This window comes from Paraburkholderia polaris (assembly GCF_012927345.1).
GTDB classification, from domain to species: domain Bacteria; phylum Pseudomonadota; class Gammaproteobacteria; order Burkholderiales; family Burkholderiaceae; genus Paraburkholderia; species Paraburkholderia polaris.
Window position 1 is genome coordinate 94,702 of the sequence record NZ_JABBGJ010000038.1, and the last position, 15,303, is coordinate 110,004.

Annotated in this window: 17 protein-coding genes and 2 tRNA genes; 10 read left to right on the forward strand and 9 right to left on the reverse strand. The window is 58.4% G+C overall.

Features of this window, described 5'->3' with window-relative positions:
* Positions 1–23: 23 nt before the first annotated feature.
* A complete protein-coding gene (locus tag HHL24_RS30850) occupies positions 24–971 on the reverse strand; it encodes an alpha/beta fold hydrolase (protein ID WP_169489108.1) in 948 nt (315 codons plus the stop codon).
* 214 nt (positions 972–1,185) lie between these two features.
* Between HHL24_RS30850 and HHL24_RS30855 the strand changes: the two genes are divergently transcribed.
* Positions 1,186–2,571, forward strand: coding sequence for an amino acid permease (locus HHL24_RS30855; protein WP_169489109.1), 1,386 nt, complete (start codon positions 1,186–1,188; stop codon positions 2,569–2,571).
* Between the two features lie 83 nt (positions 2,572–2,654).
* Here the strand turns inward: HHL24_RS30855 and HHL24_RS30860 are convergent, their stop codons facing one another.
* From HHL24_RS30860 to hemN, 3 genes are all read right to left on the reverse strand, one after another.
* The gene (locus HHL24_RS30860; RefSeq protein WP_230417633.1) at positions 2,655–3,176 is read right to left on the reverse strand and encodes a PH domain-containing protein; all 522 of its coding nucleotides are present in this window, start codon (positions 3,174–3,176) and stop codon (positions 2,655–2,657) included.
* Positions 3,177–3,282: 106 nt separating this feature from the next.
* Positions 3,283–3,367: transfer RNA gene (locus tag HHL24_RS30865), tRNA-Leu, on the reverse strand.
* 106 nt (positions 3,368–3,473) lie between these two features.
* Positions 3,474–4,859, reverse strand: a complete 1,386-nt coding sequence (gene hemN / locus HHL24_RS30870; RefSeq protein ID WP_169489111.1) for an oxygen-independent coproporphyrinogen III oxidase — start codon at positions 4,857–4,859, stop codon at positions 3,474–3,476.
* Positions 4,860–5,081: 222 nt separating this feature from the next.
* Between hemN and HHL24_RS30875 the strand changes: the two genes are divergently transcribed.
* The 3 genes from HHL24_RS30875 to HHL24_RS30885 all read left to right on the forward strand — a co-directional run bounded on the left by HHL24_RS30875 (position 5,082) and on the right by HHL24_RS30885 (position 7,020).
* Positions 5,082–5,411: a YkgJ family cysteine cluster protein gene (locus HHL24_RS30875; protein ID WP_169489112.1), complete on the forward strand. Its 330-nt coding sequence runs from the start codon at positions 5,082–5,084 to the stop codon at positions 5,409–5,411.
* Between the two features lie 94 nt (positions 5,412–5,505).
* Positions 5,506–6,102 carry a DUF1439 domain-containing protein gene (locus tag HHL24_RS30880; RefSeq protein ID WP_169489113.1) on the forward strand — a complete coding sequence of 199 codons (597 nt, stop codon included), beginning with the start codon at positions 5,506–5,508 and terminating at the stop codon, positions 6,100–6,102.
* Between the two features lie 81 nt (positions 6,103–6,183).
* On the forward strand, positions 6,184–7,020 hold the full coding sequence (locus HHL24_RS30885; protein WP_169489114.1) for an undecaprenyl-diphosphate phosphatase: 837 nt from the start codon (positions 6,184–6,186) through the stop codon (positions 7,018–7,020).
* A 95-nt stretch (positions 7,021–7,115) separates the two neighbouring features.
* On the opposite strand, the gene trmB is transcribed toward HHL24_RS30885, so the two are convergent.
* A complete protein-coding gene (gene trmB / locus HHL24_RS30890; protein WP_169489115.1) occupies positions 7,116–7,916 on the reverse strand; it encodes a tRNA (guanosine(46)-N7)-methyltransferase TrmB in 801 nt (266 codons plus the stop codon).
* A gap of 384 nt (positions 7,917–8,300) precedes the next feature.
* Here trmB and HHL24_RS30895 point away from each other — a divergent pair, with 384 nt between their 5' ends.
* Together HHL24_RS30895 and HHL24_RS30900 are read left to right on the forward strand one after the other, a co-directional pair.
* Positions 8,301–8,684 (forward strand): aggregation-promoting factor C-terminal-like domain-containing protein, encoded by a 384-nt coding sequence (locus HHL24_RS30895; RefSeq protein WP_169489116.1) that lies wholly within the window; start codon positions 8,301–8,303, stop codon positions 8,682–8,684.
* A gap of 3 nt (positions 8,685–8,687) precedes the next feature.
* On the forward strand, positions 8,688–9,167 hold the full coding sequence (locus HHL24_RS30900; RefSeq protein WP_169489117.1) for a hypothetical protein: 480 nt from the start codon (positions 8,688–8,690) through the stop codon (positions 9,165–9,167).
* Between the two features lie 174 nt (positions 9,168–9,341).
* Here the strand turns inward: HHL24_RS30900 and HHL24_RS30905 are convergent.
* Positions 9,342–9,415 (reverse strand) — tRNA-Gly (locus tag HHL24_RS30905).
* A gap of 227 nt (positions 9,416–9,642) precedes the next feature.
* Here HHL24_RS30905 and HHL24_RS30910 point away from each other — a divergent pair.
* The 4 genes from HHL24_RS30910 to HHL24_RS30925 all read left to right on the forward strand — a co-directional run bounded on the left by HHL24_RS30910 (position 9,643) and on the right by HHL24_RS30925 (position 13,616).
* Positions 9,643–11,106, forward strand: coding sequence for a hypothetical protein (locus HHL24_RS30910; RefSeq protein WP_169489118.1), 1,464 nt, complete (start codon positions 9,643–9,645; stop codon positions 11,104–11,106).
* Positions 11,107–11,202: 96 nt separating this feature from the next.
* Positions 11,203–12,255 carry a hypothetical protein gene (locus HHL24_RS30915; protein ID WP_169489119.1) on the forward strand — a complete coding sequence of 351 codons (1,053 nt, stop codon included), beginning with the start codon at positions 11,203–11,205 and terminating at the stop codon, positions 12,253–12,255.
* Positions 12,256–12,361: 106 nt separating this feature from the next.
* A complete protein-coding gene (locus HHL24_RS30920) occupies positions 12,362–12,850 on the forward strand; it encodes a hypothetical protein (RefSeq protein ID WP_169489120.1) in 489 nt (162 codons plus the stop codon).
* A 100-nt stretch (positions 12,851–12,950) separates the two neighbouring features.
* Positions 12,951–13,616, forward strand: coding sequence for a RipA family octameric membrane protein (locus HHL24_RS30925; protein ID WP_206003090.1), 666 nt, complete (start codon positions 12,951–12,953; stop codon positions 13,614–13,616).
* Between the two features lie 46 nt (positions 13,617–13,662).
* On the opposite strand, the gene HHL24_RS30930 is transcribed toward HHL24_RS30925, so the two are convergent.
* The 3 genes from HHL24_RS30930 to HHL24_RS30940 all read right to left on the reverse strand — a co-directional run.
* A complete protein-coding gene (locus HHL24_RS30930) occupies positions 13,663–14,514 on the reverse strand; it encodes a hypothetical protein (protein WP_169489121.1) in 852 nt (283 codons plus the stop codon).
* Between the two features lie 202 nt (positions 14,515–14,716).
* Positions 14,717–15,046, reverse strand: a complete 330-nt coding sequence (locus HHL24_RS30935; protein WP_206003091.1) for a hypothetical protein — start codon at positions 15,044–15,046, stop codon at positions 14,717–14,719.
* 32 nt (positions 15,047–15,078) lie between these two features.
* A partial coding sequence (locus HHL24_RS30940; RefSeq protein ID WP_230417513.1) for an ATP-binding protein occupies positions 15,079–15,303 on the reverse strand: 225 nt, incomplete at its 5' end.

Genomic DNA, 15,303 nt, shown 5'->3' on the forward strand with positions numbered 1-15,303 from the left:
CGGAGGGCGTGACCGGCCACCGCTTACTGTTGCCGGCTCAACTCGCGCGCTGCGCGATCGATCACATCCGCAACAGCACCCGCATGCGACACCGGCACGAGATGGCTCGATGAGATGGGCACGATCTTCGCGCCCATCCTGTTGGCCATGAACTGTTCGACTTGGGGCGATATCGCGCGGTCCTTCGTCGTCACGATGTACCACGACGGCTTTTCTCTCCACGCCACCTGATTCACCGTTTCGCTGAAAGCCGTTGCGGCGATCGGCTGTTGGGCGGCGGAGAGCACGCGCGTCAGATTCTCGGGCACGTCGGCGGCGAAGTCGGCGTGGTATTTGCTGCGGTCGAGCCAAAGAAAGCCTGTGGAATCCGCAGTGATGCCTTGATTCGCCGGCGCCGGCGCCACGCGGTTCATCAGGTCCATTGTTGATTCGTGCAGGTCTGGTGCAATGGCCGCCACATAGACGAGACCGGCGACATTCGGTGCGTTCGCACCGGCTTCCGTGATCACGACGCCGCCCCATGAGTGGCCCACCAGGATGGTCGGGCCATCCTGGCGCGCGAGGACGCGGCGGGTGGCCGCGACATCGTCGGCGAGCGACGTGAGCGGGTTCTGCACCGAACTCACGTGATAACCCTTCTGCTGCAACTTCGCGACGACACCGTTCCAGCTCGAGCCGTCGACGAATGCGCCATGAACCAGTACGACGTTGCGCACGGGGCCGCTCATCGGTGCTGCGGTTGGTTTGGGGGCAGTTGCCGTTGGCGTAGCGGGTGCTGCGGGCGTGGGGGCGGTGGCGGCCGGTGTTGCGGGTGGAGGGGGCGGTGCTTCAGGTGCGCTCGACTCCGCGCCAGGCATGTCGGCCGGTTCGGCGGCGGGTTCTGCCGTGGGCGCCGCGGTTTGCGCGAGGGCGCCCGCTCCAGCGAAGCAGAGACACAAAGCAGCGGCGCAAAGCAGACGTTTGGGCGACATGTTGAATCTCCGAAGGCTGAAACCTCGACTAGGGCACCATACAGAAGCCCCACGCTAGTGACAATCACTATCCTCGCCGTTAGGTGCGGCGCAGAACCAAGCGCGGGTTGCTCCCAGTATTTAGCTAATATCGGCCACGGTAAAATTTCAGGTTCTGCCGGGGCAGACCATAAGTCTGATCGGGTGATCGATATCCATACACTGGGGCGCAATTTTGAATAGTGCACAGCAGCAAGACGGCCTGAAGCGCGGGCTTAAGAATCGCCATATCCAGCTGATCGCGCTGGGCGGGGCAATCGGCACCGGCTTGTTTCTCGGCTCCGCCAGCGTGTTGAAGGCAGCCGGCCCGTCAATGATTCTCGGCTACGCGATCGGCGGCATCATCGCCTTCATGATCATGCGGCAGCTCGGCGAAATGGTCGCGCAAGAACCGGTTGCCGGTTCGTTCAGCCACTTCGCGTACAAGTATTGGGGCGACTTTCCCGGCTTTCTGTCCGGCTGGAACTACTGGGTGCTGTACGTGCTCGTGAGCATGGCCGAGCTGACCGCGGTCGGCACCTACGTGCATTACTGGTGGCCTGGGGTGCCCACGTGGGTCTCTGCGCTGGTGTGCTTCGCCGTCATCAACGCAATCAATCTCGCCAACGTCAAAGCGTACGGCGAAACCGAATTCTGGTTTGCGATCATCAAGGTGGTGGCCGTGATCGGCATGATCCTGTTCGGCGGCTATCTGCTGATCAGCGGCCATGGTGGGCCGCAAGCCTCGATCACCAATCTCTGGGCCGACGGCGGCTTTTTCCCGCACGGTTTTCATGGCCTGTTCATGATGCTCGCGGTCATCATGTTTTCGTTCGGCGGACTCGAGTTAATCGGCATTACGGCCGCTGAAGCGGCCGACCCGCAAAAGAGCATTCCGAAGGCCGTGAATCAGGTGATCTACCGGATTCTGATTTTCTACATCTGCTCGCTGGCCGTGCTGCTCTCGTTGTATCCGTGGAATCAGGTCGCGGCCGGCGGCAGCCCGTTCGTGATGATCTTCTCGCAGATCGGCTCGACGCTGACCGCGAACATCCTCAACGTGGTGGTGCTGACCGCGGCGCTGTCGGTGTACAACAGCGGTGTGTATGCGAATAGCCGCATGCTCTACGGTCTCGCGGAACAGGGCAACGCACCGCGTGCGCTGATGAAGGTCGACCGGCGTGGCGTGCCCTACATGGCAATCGGTTTGTCGGCGCTCGCCACGTTCACCTGCGTGATCATCAACTATCTGATTCCGGCCGAAGCACTCGGCTTGCTGATGGCGCTGGTGGTGGCCGCGCTGGTGTTGAACTGGGCGCTGATCAGCCTGACGCATCTGAAATCGCGCAAGGCGATGGTGGCGGCGGGCGAGACGCTCGTGTTCAAGTCGTTCTGGTTCCCGGTCAGCAACTGGATCTGCCTCGCCTTCATGGCGCTGATCCTCGTGATTCTGGCGATGACACCGGGCCTGTCGGTCTCGGTGTGGCTTGTGCCCGCGTGGCTGGTCGTGATGTGGGCTGGCTATGTGTTCAAACGCCGGCGTGCAGCGATGCACGGCGGCGCTCGGGTGGCGAGGCAGTAGAACCGGAAACAACAAACTCCGCAGCCGGCGTCTGCGACGCAGCGCTGGCCGGCAACGTCAATTTATGAACTGACGCCACCTGTTCAAATACTGTGCGCCTGAGAGTAACCAGGGGCGTTCGGATCATGCGTGTTTGCGGAAATAGACCGCTTCTGAAGCATCGCTACCGCCTCGTCGATCTTCTTGCGGAGCTGGTCCGCGCCCCTGATGCCAGGCAAACGCCGTACGGGATGAGCCAGATCGGTGGTCGTCAGGATGATCGAACCAACGCCGAATAGACGCTGCCACCAGGGGTGGATCGACGTGGTGCCCTGAATTCGGGAGAGCTTCAGACTCGACACACGGCGATGCAGAATGCCTTGCGTCCAGGTAATTTGCTCGGTATCGATGACGATCCGGGTGAACGCGGTTTTGACGAACGGCACACCGACGCCGATCAATACCGCGCCTGCTTGTGCAAGCAGCACATGCCACTGAAGCGGGAAGGCGTTCGACGTGCAGACGTGTATAGCGCCAATCACCGTCATGACTGCACAGCCCTTCAGGATCGCTGGAAGGTTGCAGACTTGCGACGGTGCGCCGCTGAAGATCACCTGATTGGCCATAGATGACAATAGATGATCTCGGCTCCCGTGGGAAGCAAAAAAACCCGCAAAGCTTTTAGCTCGTTGCGGGTTTGAGGAATTTACCGGAACTTGCCGGAATGCTACGTGGTGCCCAGGGCCGGAATCGAACCGGCACGCCTTGCGGCGGGGGATTTTGAGTCCCCTGCGTCTACCAATTTCACCACCTGGGCAGGTCTTCTAGCGCACGCGTCAGGATATGGCGCGCGGCGAAGACGCAGATTATGGCCGAAAATTCGCCGACGGGCAAGCCGGTCGCTTTTGTCGCGTTCAGCGTGTTCAAACCGTGCGAGAAAATCGTTCGAGCGTTTGCTGGTCCAGATAGCGGTCGAACACCATTGCGATGTTGCGCACGAGCATGCGCCCGGCCATCTGCACTTCGAGCTTGCTGCCGCTTACCGACACCAGGCCGTCCTGCTCGAAGCCACGTAAGCGCTCCAGTTCCGGCTCGAACGTATCGGCGAAGTGGATGCCGTATGCGGCTTCGAATTCATCGAAGCGCAGTGCCAGATTGCACATCAATTGCGTGATGACATCGCGACGCAGACGGTCGTCAGCCGTGAGGCGCACGCCACGCGTGATCGCGAGTTTGCCTGCATCGATTGCTGCGGCATAGCCGGGCAGGTCCTTGACGTTCTGCGCGTACACGTCGCCGACCTTGCCGATCGACGACGCGCCGAAGCCGATCAGATCGCATTCCGCGCGCGTGCTGTACCCCTGGAAATTCCGATGCAACGTACGCTGCGCCTGGGCGCGCGCGAGTTCGTCGGTGGGCAGCGCGAAGTGGTCCATGCCGATGTAGACATAGCCCGCGCCAGTGAGCCGCTCGACTACCCGTTGCAGGATTGCGAGGCGTACGGCAGGCGAGGGCAGCGTGGTTGCGTCCATCTGCCGTTGCATCTTGAAGAGCTGCGGCATGTGCGCATACGCGAACACCGAAAGGCGATCGGGCGCGAGCTCGATCATCGTGTCGAGCGTGCGGCTGAAGCTATCGACCGTTTGATGCGGCAGCCCATAAATCAGGTCGACGCCGATCGAGTGAAAGCCCGTATCGCGCGCGGCTTGCATGACCGACGCGGTCATCTCGAGCGGCTGAATGCGATTGATCGCCTGCTGCACCACCGGATCGAAGTCCTGCACGCCGAGACTGAGCCGGTTGAAGCCCAGCGTGCGCAAATGCGCAATGGTCTCGGGCGACGCCTCGCGCGGATCGACTTCGATCGAATATTCGCCTTCGGTATCGGGCAGCAACGTGAAGTGCTCGCGTGCCGCTGCCATCAGTTCCGCCATTTCATCGTGCGACAGGAACGTGGGCGTGCCGCCGCCCCAATGCAATTGCGACACGGGGCGCCGCGTGTCGAAACACGCTGCCTGCAAAGCCATTTCGCGCTTCAGGTGCTCAACGTAAGGACGCGCGTGCGCGCGGTTTTTCGTGGCGACCTTGTTGCAACCGCAGTAGAAGCACACGGTGTCGCAAAAGGGGATGTGGAAGTACAGGGAAAGATCGGTGGCGCCAGCGCCTGGATCGGCGGCGGCGCGCAAATAGTCGGCGGGATCGAACGCGTCGCGGAACTGCAAGGCGGTCGGATAGGACGTATACCGTGGACCGTTCGCGTTGTATTTGGCGAGCAGGTCGGGGCGGAATAGCGTGTTGGCGGTGGTCATGGGGCGCTCGGGTCTGACAGCCACCCTTGAAGAGGCAAGAGCCGGCGAGTTCTCGGGACCGGTTCGGATAGCGCAAAAACGCCTCTTGAGCGTGGCCTTTCGTATCCATCAAGTCTACGTGAGCGACCCGCTGCCGGATTGTGTAAAAAGGTCGCACGGGATGCGATGGCACAATGCGGGTCTGGTATGGCGTTGTATGTTTTCGAGTTCAGGAAAAATGTCGTGAGTGAAGTGCCGAACAGCGTTGTGAAGCGCGAGTCCCCGTTCAATGTGGCCGGTCATGCGTGCCGCCCCGATTGCGGCGCATGCTGTATCGCGCCGTCGATTTCGAGTCCGATCCCGGGCATGCCGAATGGCAAACCGGCGGGCGTGCGCTGCGTGCAACTCGGCGACGATCTGCGCTGCGCGATCTTTGGTCAGCCGGAGCGGCCGGCGTGTTGTTCCGGTTTGCAGCCGCAGACGGACATGTGCGGCGCGAGCCGCAGCGAAGCGATCGCGTGGCTCACCCAGCTGGAAACGCAGACCCAACCGCAACCGGCGGTGCGCCGATAGCGCACGTGCGCGAACCGCCACGTCATCCATTGATTCGAATCAGAACAACTCAACGTAACCGCATGCTCGAGAAGGTTTCCACAGGAGATTTCGCATGACTCGACCCGCTGCGCCGACCCGGCGCCGCTTCCTGCTTGCAACGCTGACAGGTTGCACCGCGCTCGGCATCACCGTGTCACTGGTAGCGTGCGCGGCGACACCGATATTTCCGTTCATTCCCTCGCATTACACGTTCTCGCAGCAACAGGTGCAGGACGCGGTGCAGCGCAAATTCCCGTATCAACGCACGGTTTCGCAAGTGTTCGATGTCGCGCTGACCAATCCAGTGGTCGGTTTCCTGCCGGACGCGAACCGCGTCTCGGTGAAGCTCGATGCGCGGTTCGTGAGCCCATTCATGCCGCAACCGGTCGACGGTGTATTCACACTGTCTAGCGAACTGGCCTACGATGCCGCCAGCAAATCGGTCGTGCTGAAGTCGCCGAACGTCGACAACGTCAGTGTGAGCGGACAGGCGCAGGCCTACACGCAGCAGATCAATGCCGCGGCAGCCGTGCTCGCCACGCAGTTGCTGACCAACTATCCGATCTACACCTTCAAGCCCGAACAGCTGCAATTCGCCGGGGTGAATTACGAACCCGGTACAATCACCATCCTTACAAACGGCATACGCATACAAATCGTCGAGAAATGACGCTGTGCGCGGCCGGCAGGGCCGCGCGCGCACCGTGCTGACCCTGTTCGTTTCGACTATCTACAGCGATGAGGGTCACGGATGGACTGGCTAATGGCTTGCAAGGCGCTGATTCTGGGCGTCGTCGAAGGGTTGACGGAATTTTTGCCGGTGTCGAGCACCGGCCATCTGATCGTCGCGGGTAGTCTGCTCAATTTCACGGACGACCACGCGAAAACCTTCGATGTCGTGATCCAGCTCGGCGCGATTCTGGCCGTGTGCTGGGAGTTTCGGCGCCGCATCGGCAGCGTGGTGGTGGGCTTGCCCAACCGCCCTGACGCCAGGCGCTTCACGCTGAACGTGATCATCGCGACAATTCCGGCGGTCGTACTCGGCTTGCTGTTCGAGAAGGCCATCAAGGCGGCGCTGTTTTCGCCGGTGCCGGTCGCGTTCGCGCTGGTGGCGGGCGGCGTGGTGATCCTGTGGGCGGAAGCGCGCCAGCGCGCGCGAGGCGACGCGGCGGCGCGCGTTCAGAACGTCGACAATTTGAGCCCGCTGGATGCGTTGAAAGTCGGCCTTGCTCAATGTTTCGCGCTGATCCCGGGCATGTCGCGTTCGGGTTCGACGATCATCGGCGGGATGCTATTTGGTCTCGAACGGCGTGTCGCGACGGAGTTTTCTTTCTTCCTCGCGATTCCGATCATCTTCGGCGCGACGGCTTACGAGCTCTATAAAGACTGGCATTTGCTGTCCGCCGACGCGCTTGGCAGTTTCGCGCTCGGCTTCGTTGCCGCCTTCATCAGCGCCTTCGCCTGCGTGCGCTGGCTGCTGCGCTATATCTCCGCGCACGATTTCACCGTGTTCGCGTGGTACCGGATCGGTTTCGGTCTGTTGATCCTGCTGGTGGGCTATAGCGGCGCATTGAGTTGGGCGGACTGAGTCTCCGCTGTCTTCACCGCTGTCTTTCGAGAGTCATGAAAAAGGTCCGCAACGCGGACCTTTTCCTTATGGCGAGCCAGTTGTAACGGGCGGTTTTACGCCGCGCCGCGCTTCCTGAACACCAGATCCCACACGCCATGCCCAAGCCGTAGCCCGCGCCGTTCGAACTTCGTCACCGGACGATATTCGGGACGCGGCGCGTAGCCGTCGGCGGTATTTTCCAGCGCGGGATCGGCGCCCAGTACTTCGAGCATCTGCTCGGCGTAGTTTTGCCAGTCGGTCGCGCAATGCAGATACGCACCCGGCTTCAGACGCGAAACCAGCAACGCGACGAACTTCGGCTGGATCAGCCGGCGCTTATGGTGGCGCGCCTTGTGCCAAGGGTCCGGAAAGAAGATATGAACGCCGTCGAGGCTGTCCGGCGCAATCATCTGTTCGAGCACTTCGACCGCATCGTGCTGAATGATGCGGATGTTCGACAGTTCTTGCTCGCCCATCAGCTTGAGCAGCGCGCCGACGCCTGGCTCATGCACTTCGACGCCGAGGAAGTCGTCGTCGGGACGATGCGAGGCGATCTCCGCGGTGGTCGCGCCCATCCCGAAGCCGATTTCCAGCACACGCGGCGCTGCACGGCCGAACACGCTATTCCAGTCGGGTTGCTGTGGGGTGAAGGGCACGACGAAACGCGGTCCGAGTTCGTCCATCGCGCGGCGCTGGCCGGTCGACACGCGACCGGCACGCGTGACAAAGCTGCGGATGCGGCGTCGATGCAAGGCTTCTTCTTGCGGGGCGTCGGAGCCGGCATCGGCTGGTTGGCCTTCAGCTTCGGCTTCGGCTTCGGTGGAAGCTGGCGGGAATTCGTCCGGCAGGCCGGCGTCGTTTGGATCGTGGATCATTGTCGATGCTGCTACAAGGGTGAGGGCTTGGCGGCTTGCATGGCGTGTTGCGAGGCGCCGTTTGCGCATGCGCGGCATGGGCCGCAGTTCGCCGGCGCGGTTCGCTCGAATCGCTGTGCCTCGCCGCTGCCACTACAAAAAAGCCGCCTTCATGGGAGGCGGCTCGTGCTGGATTCTGCTGACGGCTTAGCAGGAAGGTGGAGCGGGCGTTGCAAGTGCGCGTAAGGTAGCACACCCGAAAAGGGTGCGTCCAGACGGTGGACGGGGTGACGGGGTCCCGAAATCGGCATCAGGATTACGTTTTCATAACCGTGACAGCAATTCGTATGATTTAATCGCGTTGTAAGCCGTCTGTTGCAACGATTATCAAAACGAAAATCCACTATGGGCAAATACGCACACAATCATCGTCAGGCAAAAGCCGCCAAAACGGGTTGGGTCGCTATCGATCCGACTGCGGTACCGACTACCTCACAGAATGCACTTCGCAAAGCAATGGGCATTGAAGGCGTTCCGCTCACGCAATTCAACGATTTACTGTGGCTCATGGCGCAGGAGTCGAGCGGCGTGGTGGACGTGCGCAACGGCAAGTCGTCCGCGCGTGGGCTTTATCAGTTGCTGCGGACTCAATATGAATTGAATCCGAATGGTGAAAAATCTTTCGGTAATCCAGTCGAGGAATGTCAGGGCGGGATTCGCTATGTTCTCGGGCGATATCACACCGCTGCATCAGCACGACTGTTCTGGGAAAAACATCACTGGTATTGAGCAATGAAAAAGTTTCTATTGATGGGATTTGTTTCGGCTATGTGCTGGTTGGGTGTAGCGCAAGCCGCTGATGTCGGCGCGCCGCGCTTCGAAGATTTCGCGGTCACTGACACATTCGTGGGCAAAGCGGCGAAAGTGCGGCTCGTATCCGCGGACGACAAGGAATATGCGACGCGTATCCGCGAAGCCAGCCGGCAGAAGCCGAACTTTGCCGGGCATTACGTGCTGGCAAGCTGGGGCTGCGGGGCGTCCTGCGTGTCCAGCGTGGCGATCGATGCGAAGACCGGCCGCGTCACGTGGTTGCCTTTTACGGTGTGCTGCTGGGATGTGGATGTGCAGGAGCCGATCGAATTCCGGCGCGACAGCCGCCTGCTGGTGGTTCACGGCAGCAGAAATGAAGCGGGCAATGGGACGTACTACTACGTGCTGGAGAAAGACGATTTCAAGCTGGTCAAGGCGGTCGAGAAGGCTGCGAAGAACTAGTGGCAATTCGCGCAATGGTGCCTTGAACCTCGCTTGGGTTCATCGCGCCTTTGTGCGACTTCCTGGATGACAGGCGGGGACTATGCAGCGGGTGGGAAAGGCGGCAGAAATGAGGCAGATTCAGATCCCTTCGCGAAGCCGCCTGATCAATCCACAGGCTGGCTGAAAAGAATCTGGAGCGGGCGATGGGAATCGAACCCACGGCTCTAGCTTGGGAAGCTAGGGTATTACCATTATACGACGCCCGCAGAACCCGCTATTTTACAGGGGTTTCGGCGATTTGGGGAGGCGGAATCGTGTGAAGTGGCGTGAAAAGTGTATCCACTTCGGGATTTTTCGCTGGCATCGCTGCGTCGCAACGAAATCAGGGTTGTTCCCTGACCTCACACGCGGCCGCCAAGTGGCTCGTGCGAGCGGGACAGCTGTCAAACCCCGGCGTATCATCATTCGACCCACGATCATGGACTATTAAACAATGGCGTCGACCGGTATTCCGTTCCAAATATCAAGCCACGCGCAATCGGAAATCGATCGATTTATGGCCATCGCCGAGCATTGGACCAACGCGGCGCGGCACGTCATCATTTCGTATCTGGTCGTGGAGGTCGCGGGGACGACGTGGCTTCACTGGGCTATCGTTCGCCACATTTACGAGACGGTTCGGCCAAGCTTGCTCGAACCGTCGGTCGTGTCGATCGACGGGGTGATGGTTGGGCGGTTTGCGATCGATCTGGCAAAAGAAAACTTCGATCTAGATCGATTCGTACAGTCCGGCCAGATCGAACTCAGCGGACAGATATATTCGCTTCCGCAGATTGATGGCCCTTCGCTAAACGCAACATTCTTCGCTGACAGCCATCCTCAGCTTCAACCTGGTCAAGCACGATCACCAACGCTGATTTTGTCCGGCGGGCGATCGCCAAATATTGATGGACGGATGCTCGCCGATCTAGAACATAGGCTGCGATCGCTCGATACGCCCTACGATGGCCTCGCCGACTTGTTAAGTGAGCACCTTTTACCCACCGCGATCTTGCAGCGGCCGGACACTGCAATTGAAATTCTGCTAGAACGGCCGGCCGAGACGATAGTGGCTGATTCGACGATCAGCGATCGCGCGCTCTCGGCCAAGATAGTCGCAAGTCCGCGCATCGATCCATCCTTGCTCAAGATCGGCGTGAAAGTCGCGCCGGACGGTCAGAAAGCATCTCGGTCATCGATAGGCGGGGGAACGCTTAGCTGGACCGCTCAGGACGACGGCCTTATAGCCGCACGAGTCGAGCAAGATGTCGGTGATACTCCGGTCTGCCAAGTCTTTCTCAGCTATGCGGGACACCATATCTCGCGCTGGTGGGTGGGTGATCCCACCCGGCTGCCGAGTCAGCGCGCAGCGTTCCTTGCGCAATTTGACAAAGACCTCGCGAAGTTGCGCGAAGAACTGTTATCCCGTGAGTCGCGCGGGCACCCATTCGAACGAGTTCTCGCCATAGTTCTGGAGGAGATCGGCTTCGACTGTATGTATTTAGGGGAGGTGTCACATTTACAAGAGGCACCTGACATCTACTGTGAGACGCCGAGTCGGCGAGTCGCGGTGATTGAATGCGCAGCGGCCGTTACCAACTCATCGGAAAAACTCTCCAAGCTTCAGCAACGCGTTTTGCGTATCAAGGAGAGTTTTGCATCACAACGGCTCGGGCACGTGCAGATCATCGGTGTTCTTGTGACGAAACATAGCGACGCAGAGATCGAACCCTTCGCCGAAGAAGCCTCAAGATTTGGATTGAGTATCGTTGGCATTGCGGCGTTGACCCGCCTTGCTGATGGTTTGCGTTTTCGAGTTCAGCCTGACGAATTGTACGACCGGCTATTAAACACAGCGAGTCAGCAATCTGCCGATTTGTTCCCGCCCGTGGGCACAAACCCGATATCGCAGGTTTGATCGAAAGATTGACCTAGCGCGGCCAACTACTTGGATTAGTAGTTAGGAGCGCCTCTTAGCGGGGCGCGAGCCGGACCACATCTCATAGAAAAAATCATGCACCGTATTCCTCGGGACCCAGAAAAATTTGGTCCGCTCGAACTTGCCGATTGCATTGGGGTCGCCAGAAACATCGACCTCGCCGAGGTTAGCGAAACCATCTCATTTTCGGATTTGCTAGGCGCTAGCCGAAGCAACGATAGATTGATCCACGGGAAGCGGGTGGAGAATATGTTTGAGTACGTGGTCGCGTCCCTAGGCAAGGCGCTCATCATAAAGAGGGAGGACGCCGGTGATATCACCTGCTTGAATGCGTCGGTGCAGCCTCCCGACTACCGCGTCGTGTTTAGGGACGGCTCGGAGTACCTCATCGAGGTTAAGAACTGCCACAATAAGAGTTTTGATCAGCCGTTTTCGATGTCGAAGAAATATTTAGACCGGCTTCGGGCATACGCCGAGTTGTTCAGAAAACCTCTTCTCCTTGCGATATATTGGTCCAACCTACGCATGTGGACGGTTGTAAGACCAGAGGAGATTTTGACGCGTAGGGGCGCGATTCAGTTGAAGTTCGCGGACGCCATGATGCACAACTGGTCCGCCCTTCTCGGAGACTTGATGCTGTCGACGATCCCGCCGTTGACTTGTAGAATTTGGGCAGACAGGAATAAGCCTCGGGCGTTGCAACCTGACAGCACTGTGCGCTTCGTCATATCCGCCATCACCTTCTATGCGGCGGGAAATGAGATTCTCAGTGAGGAGGAGAAAATATGGGCTTGGTATTTCATGCTGCATTCGCGATGGACAGAGACGAAAGCCGAACCTGTGTTGAATGATGGTCAGCTCGAATACATCGAATACGAGTCAGCTCCGCGCGACGATACGCCGGAACACGACTTCCAGCATCTCGGGACGCTAAGTGGGATGGTGTCAAGCTACTACAATTACTTGACGGTTTCAGAAGACGGGCGAGTGACTCGACTGACGCCTTCCGTTGGGCCAGCTGCCTTAAGCATAGGTCTCCGCCGAGGATTCTACGGTGATGTGTTAAAGCTTTGGATGTTCGAAGTGTGGCCGAGGTCAAAGCCAGAGCGTGACTTGATCGAAGCTTAAGGGGACAGCATGCGCTCAGCGTAGGGAGCCATTACCTTCTCGATTTGAGCGGTTGTTTTGACGTTGAATGTTGCTCTGCGCCTTTCGTGGAAACTGGAGACACCTCATGGAACGCGAGAAGTTGATAAGAGACTTCCGGACTGCGCTTTCCTCAATAGTCGAGCCACGACTTTTCGAAACAGAACGCGGTTTCCAAGGGGCGCTTCTCGCTGAGATGCACCGGCTTGTTCCTCTACCAGTCGGGACCGTGATCGAGCAGGAATATCAGAAGCGCTTGCGGCAGCACGGTTTGTCGCAGCGACCGGATATCATCATTCACGAACCGTTTGACCCGACCCGACATCGAACCCCGGCCGACGGCAATCACGCCGTGGTTGAACTCAAGCTAAGAGCGACAGCGGCTCACGCTATTGTCGATTTCGACAAACTGAGCCTCATTAGAGACGTTCTAGAATATCCACTCGCGATATTCGTCAACATTGGATCTGCGATAACTCATGCTAATGTAGCGCCGCCCTCATTGCATGGGTTTCTAGTTTGCTTCGCTGTATATAGAGACGGGGTGAGCGTCGGTGTGATCGAGGATCGGACATAGAGTGGCGTGAGACCCCACGCGCCCTATGCACGTCACTCCAGCTCGCGGGTGACGATGGTAGGATGCAGGACATATCGAAAACACAGGTCGGGGGGAGTGCGTGGACGAGGCAGAATACAAGAAGGCGTTCAATCTTACAGGGTCGCCGCAGAAACCTGATCTGGGTCTGCTCCTTCAGTACGCGTTGGACATCCGGAAGTTTGAGATCGAACTTTACTGGAAGAGGGCAACGTACTTTTGGGTACTAATTGCTGCTGCTTTCACAGGGCATTTCGTCATTCTGGGTGCCGACGAGAAGCATTTTCCGGATAAACAGTATCTCGCCTATATCGTTGCGTGCTTAGGGCTTGTGCTCACCTTTGCTTGGTACCAAGCAAACAAGGGAAGCAAATACTGGCAGGAAAATTGGGAGAATCACGTTGATTCGATCGAGGATTCTGTCATCGGGCCACTGTACAAAACGATCCTTGCTAGACCACCGAGCGCTAACCTTGTTGAGCGACTTGTCGGACCTGCGCCTGTCTCGGTGTCAAAGATCAATCAATGGGTGAACATCTTTACGTTATTTGTTTGGGGATGTCTTGTGTATAACACTTTGGCGCCGTTTGACTTGCGCGCACCGTTGAGTGTTAAACACGTCGTGGTGGGATTCGCCACCGGATTGTGTTGCGTCGTGTTGTTGTGCTTGGCGCGAACCCATCGAGGAGGGCATGAGCATATCGCTACGACGCGTGTGACGGCTATTTCCCGTGGACGACAACCGTGATTTGCTCGGTTGTCGAGCACGTGTTCGATACCGATAATCACTGGTGTCATTCGCCCGATACGCGTTGTACCACCTCGTTCATCGCGTAGTGAACGAACTGTTTGCCTAGCTCGGTTAGCACATATTGCTTGCTGCCATCGAACGCTGATTCGACCGTCCCGTTGGCTGGTCCGGGCGACTTCCGTACTGTCTGCTTGCGCAGGAATTGCCCATCGGCATTAGTGTCACGTGCTTGCCGGATGACACCACCTGTACTCAGGTCACGGATCAGCAGCTTGTATAGGTCAGCTTCCGCCGAGTCCTCGCGAACGAGGTTGCCGTAAATCGCGGTCCAGATATCAAATCGCGTTGAGCCGGGATTACTATAGATCTCGCGGATTACAGCCAGGTGCGATTCGTGATAAGTGTCCAGCCAGTCGATGAAGAGCCGAACAACGTCATCGGAGCATAGTCGTGTTCCAGCGGCATTCGTTACGAGGTTTGCGACGTAGCGGCGCTTTTCTTCGGTGTCGGCCTTGTCCCAGGCGCGAAAGGCTTTCCGCACGATGTCCAGATATTCGTCGCTCGCGAGCCGCTCATCGATCTCATCGCCAATTGCCTCGAATCGCCGACCGATATCTTGCATGGTCGCACTCAGGGTTTCCATCTTGGCTTGATGTTCTTCGAGCCATTGCGTCTGGAGGGACGATGCATGCAGACCGGCCTCTTCGGTCTTCATGCTCGCGAGCGCGCTGATGAATCCGCCGACCCATGGAATGCTTCCGAGCGCCGCCAAAGCAAACTTTTCGAGAATGCGGCGTTTCGTGCTCGGGTTAAGCCGCTCGAGTTGAGTTCTAATCCGATCGACGGTCGAATCCGTTGGAACGATCGTGTTAGCTGTGCTGTCATCCGAATTCATCCGGCCTCCACGCATTGCGCTTTAGGGCGCAGACAATTCTACAGCACAGGTTCTTGGATTTTTGCGTAGACCGAGCGAAAGCAGGTGTCGGCAACCGCCCGTAGCCAGTGTGTTGGCGGTGTCGGGCAGTGCGAAAAACACTCGCGCTTCGCAGTAGGAGAGACGCGTAGCGTATGACGGAAGCAGACCTTCGGCTGAGTGTTTATTCAGCACCGGTACCCGTTGCAAAGATGTCGGGAAATTCGTCTCCGCATAGATTCAGAAGGGCGTCATGGATCGCGCTATCTTGTTCTGCGCTGTCCGAATGAGCACACAAAGCAAGATAAACGTTCTTTTGCTCCTGCACTCCAAAGATCAACCACTCACCGGTCAATTTTCGATTGGCAGCGCGATCCTGGTAGCCTTCCATCACGAGTTCGTGAATCAACCTTCCTTGCCAGCCAACAGCGGACGGATTTTCGCTTTCCTCAACTGCGACGCGAGCACATAACTGGATAACGTCAAGCAGGATGGCCGGTTTACCGACAATCATTTTGGCCGGTCGACCGGGTTGATTGTCGGTGGTTATTCGGCCATGTTTGTCGCTCCTTCCTTGTGATTGTCGCTGGATGATTGTCGGCGCCGGCTGTTCTGTTTGTCGCTGGCGGTGCGACGACGGTAGCTTTCGACATTCATCTCGAAGATCGTCGAATGATGGACGAGCCGGTCAATTGCAGCGACGGTCATGCCGGGATCGGGGAACACGTCGTTCCAGCCCGAGAACGGCTGGTTGGCCGTGATCAGAAGGCT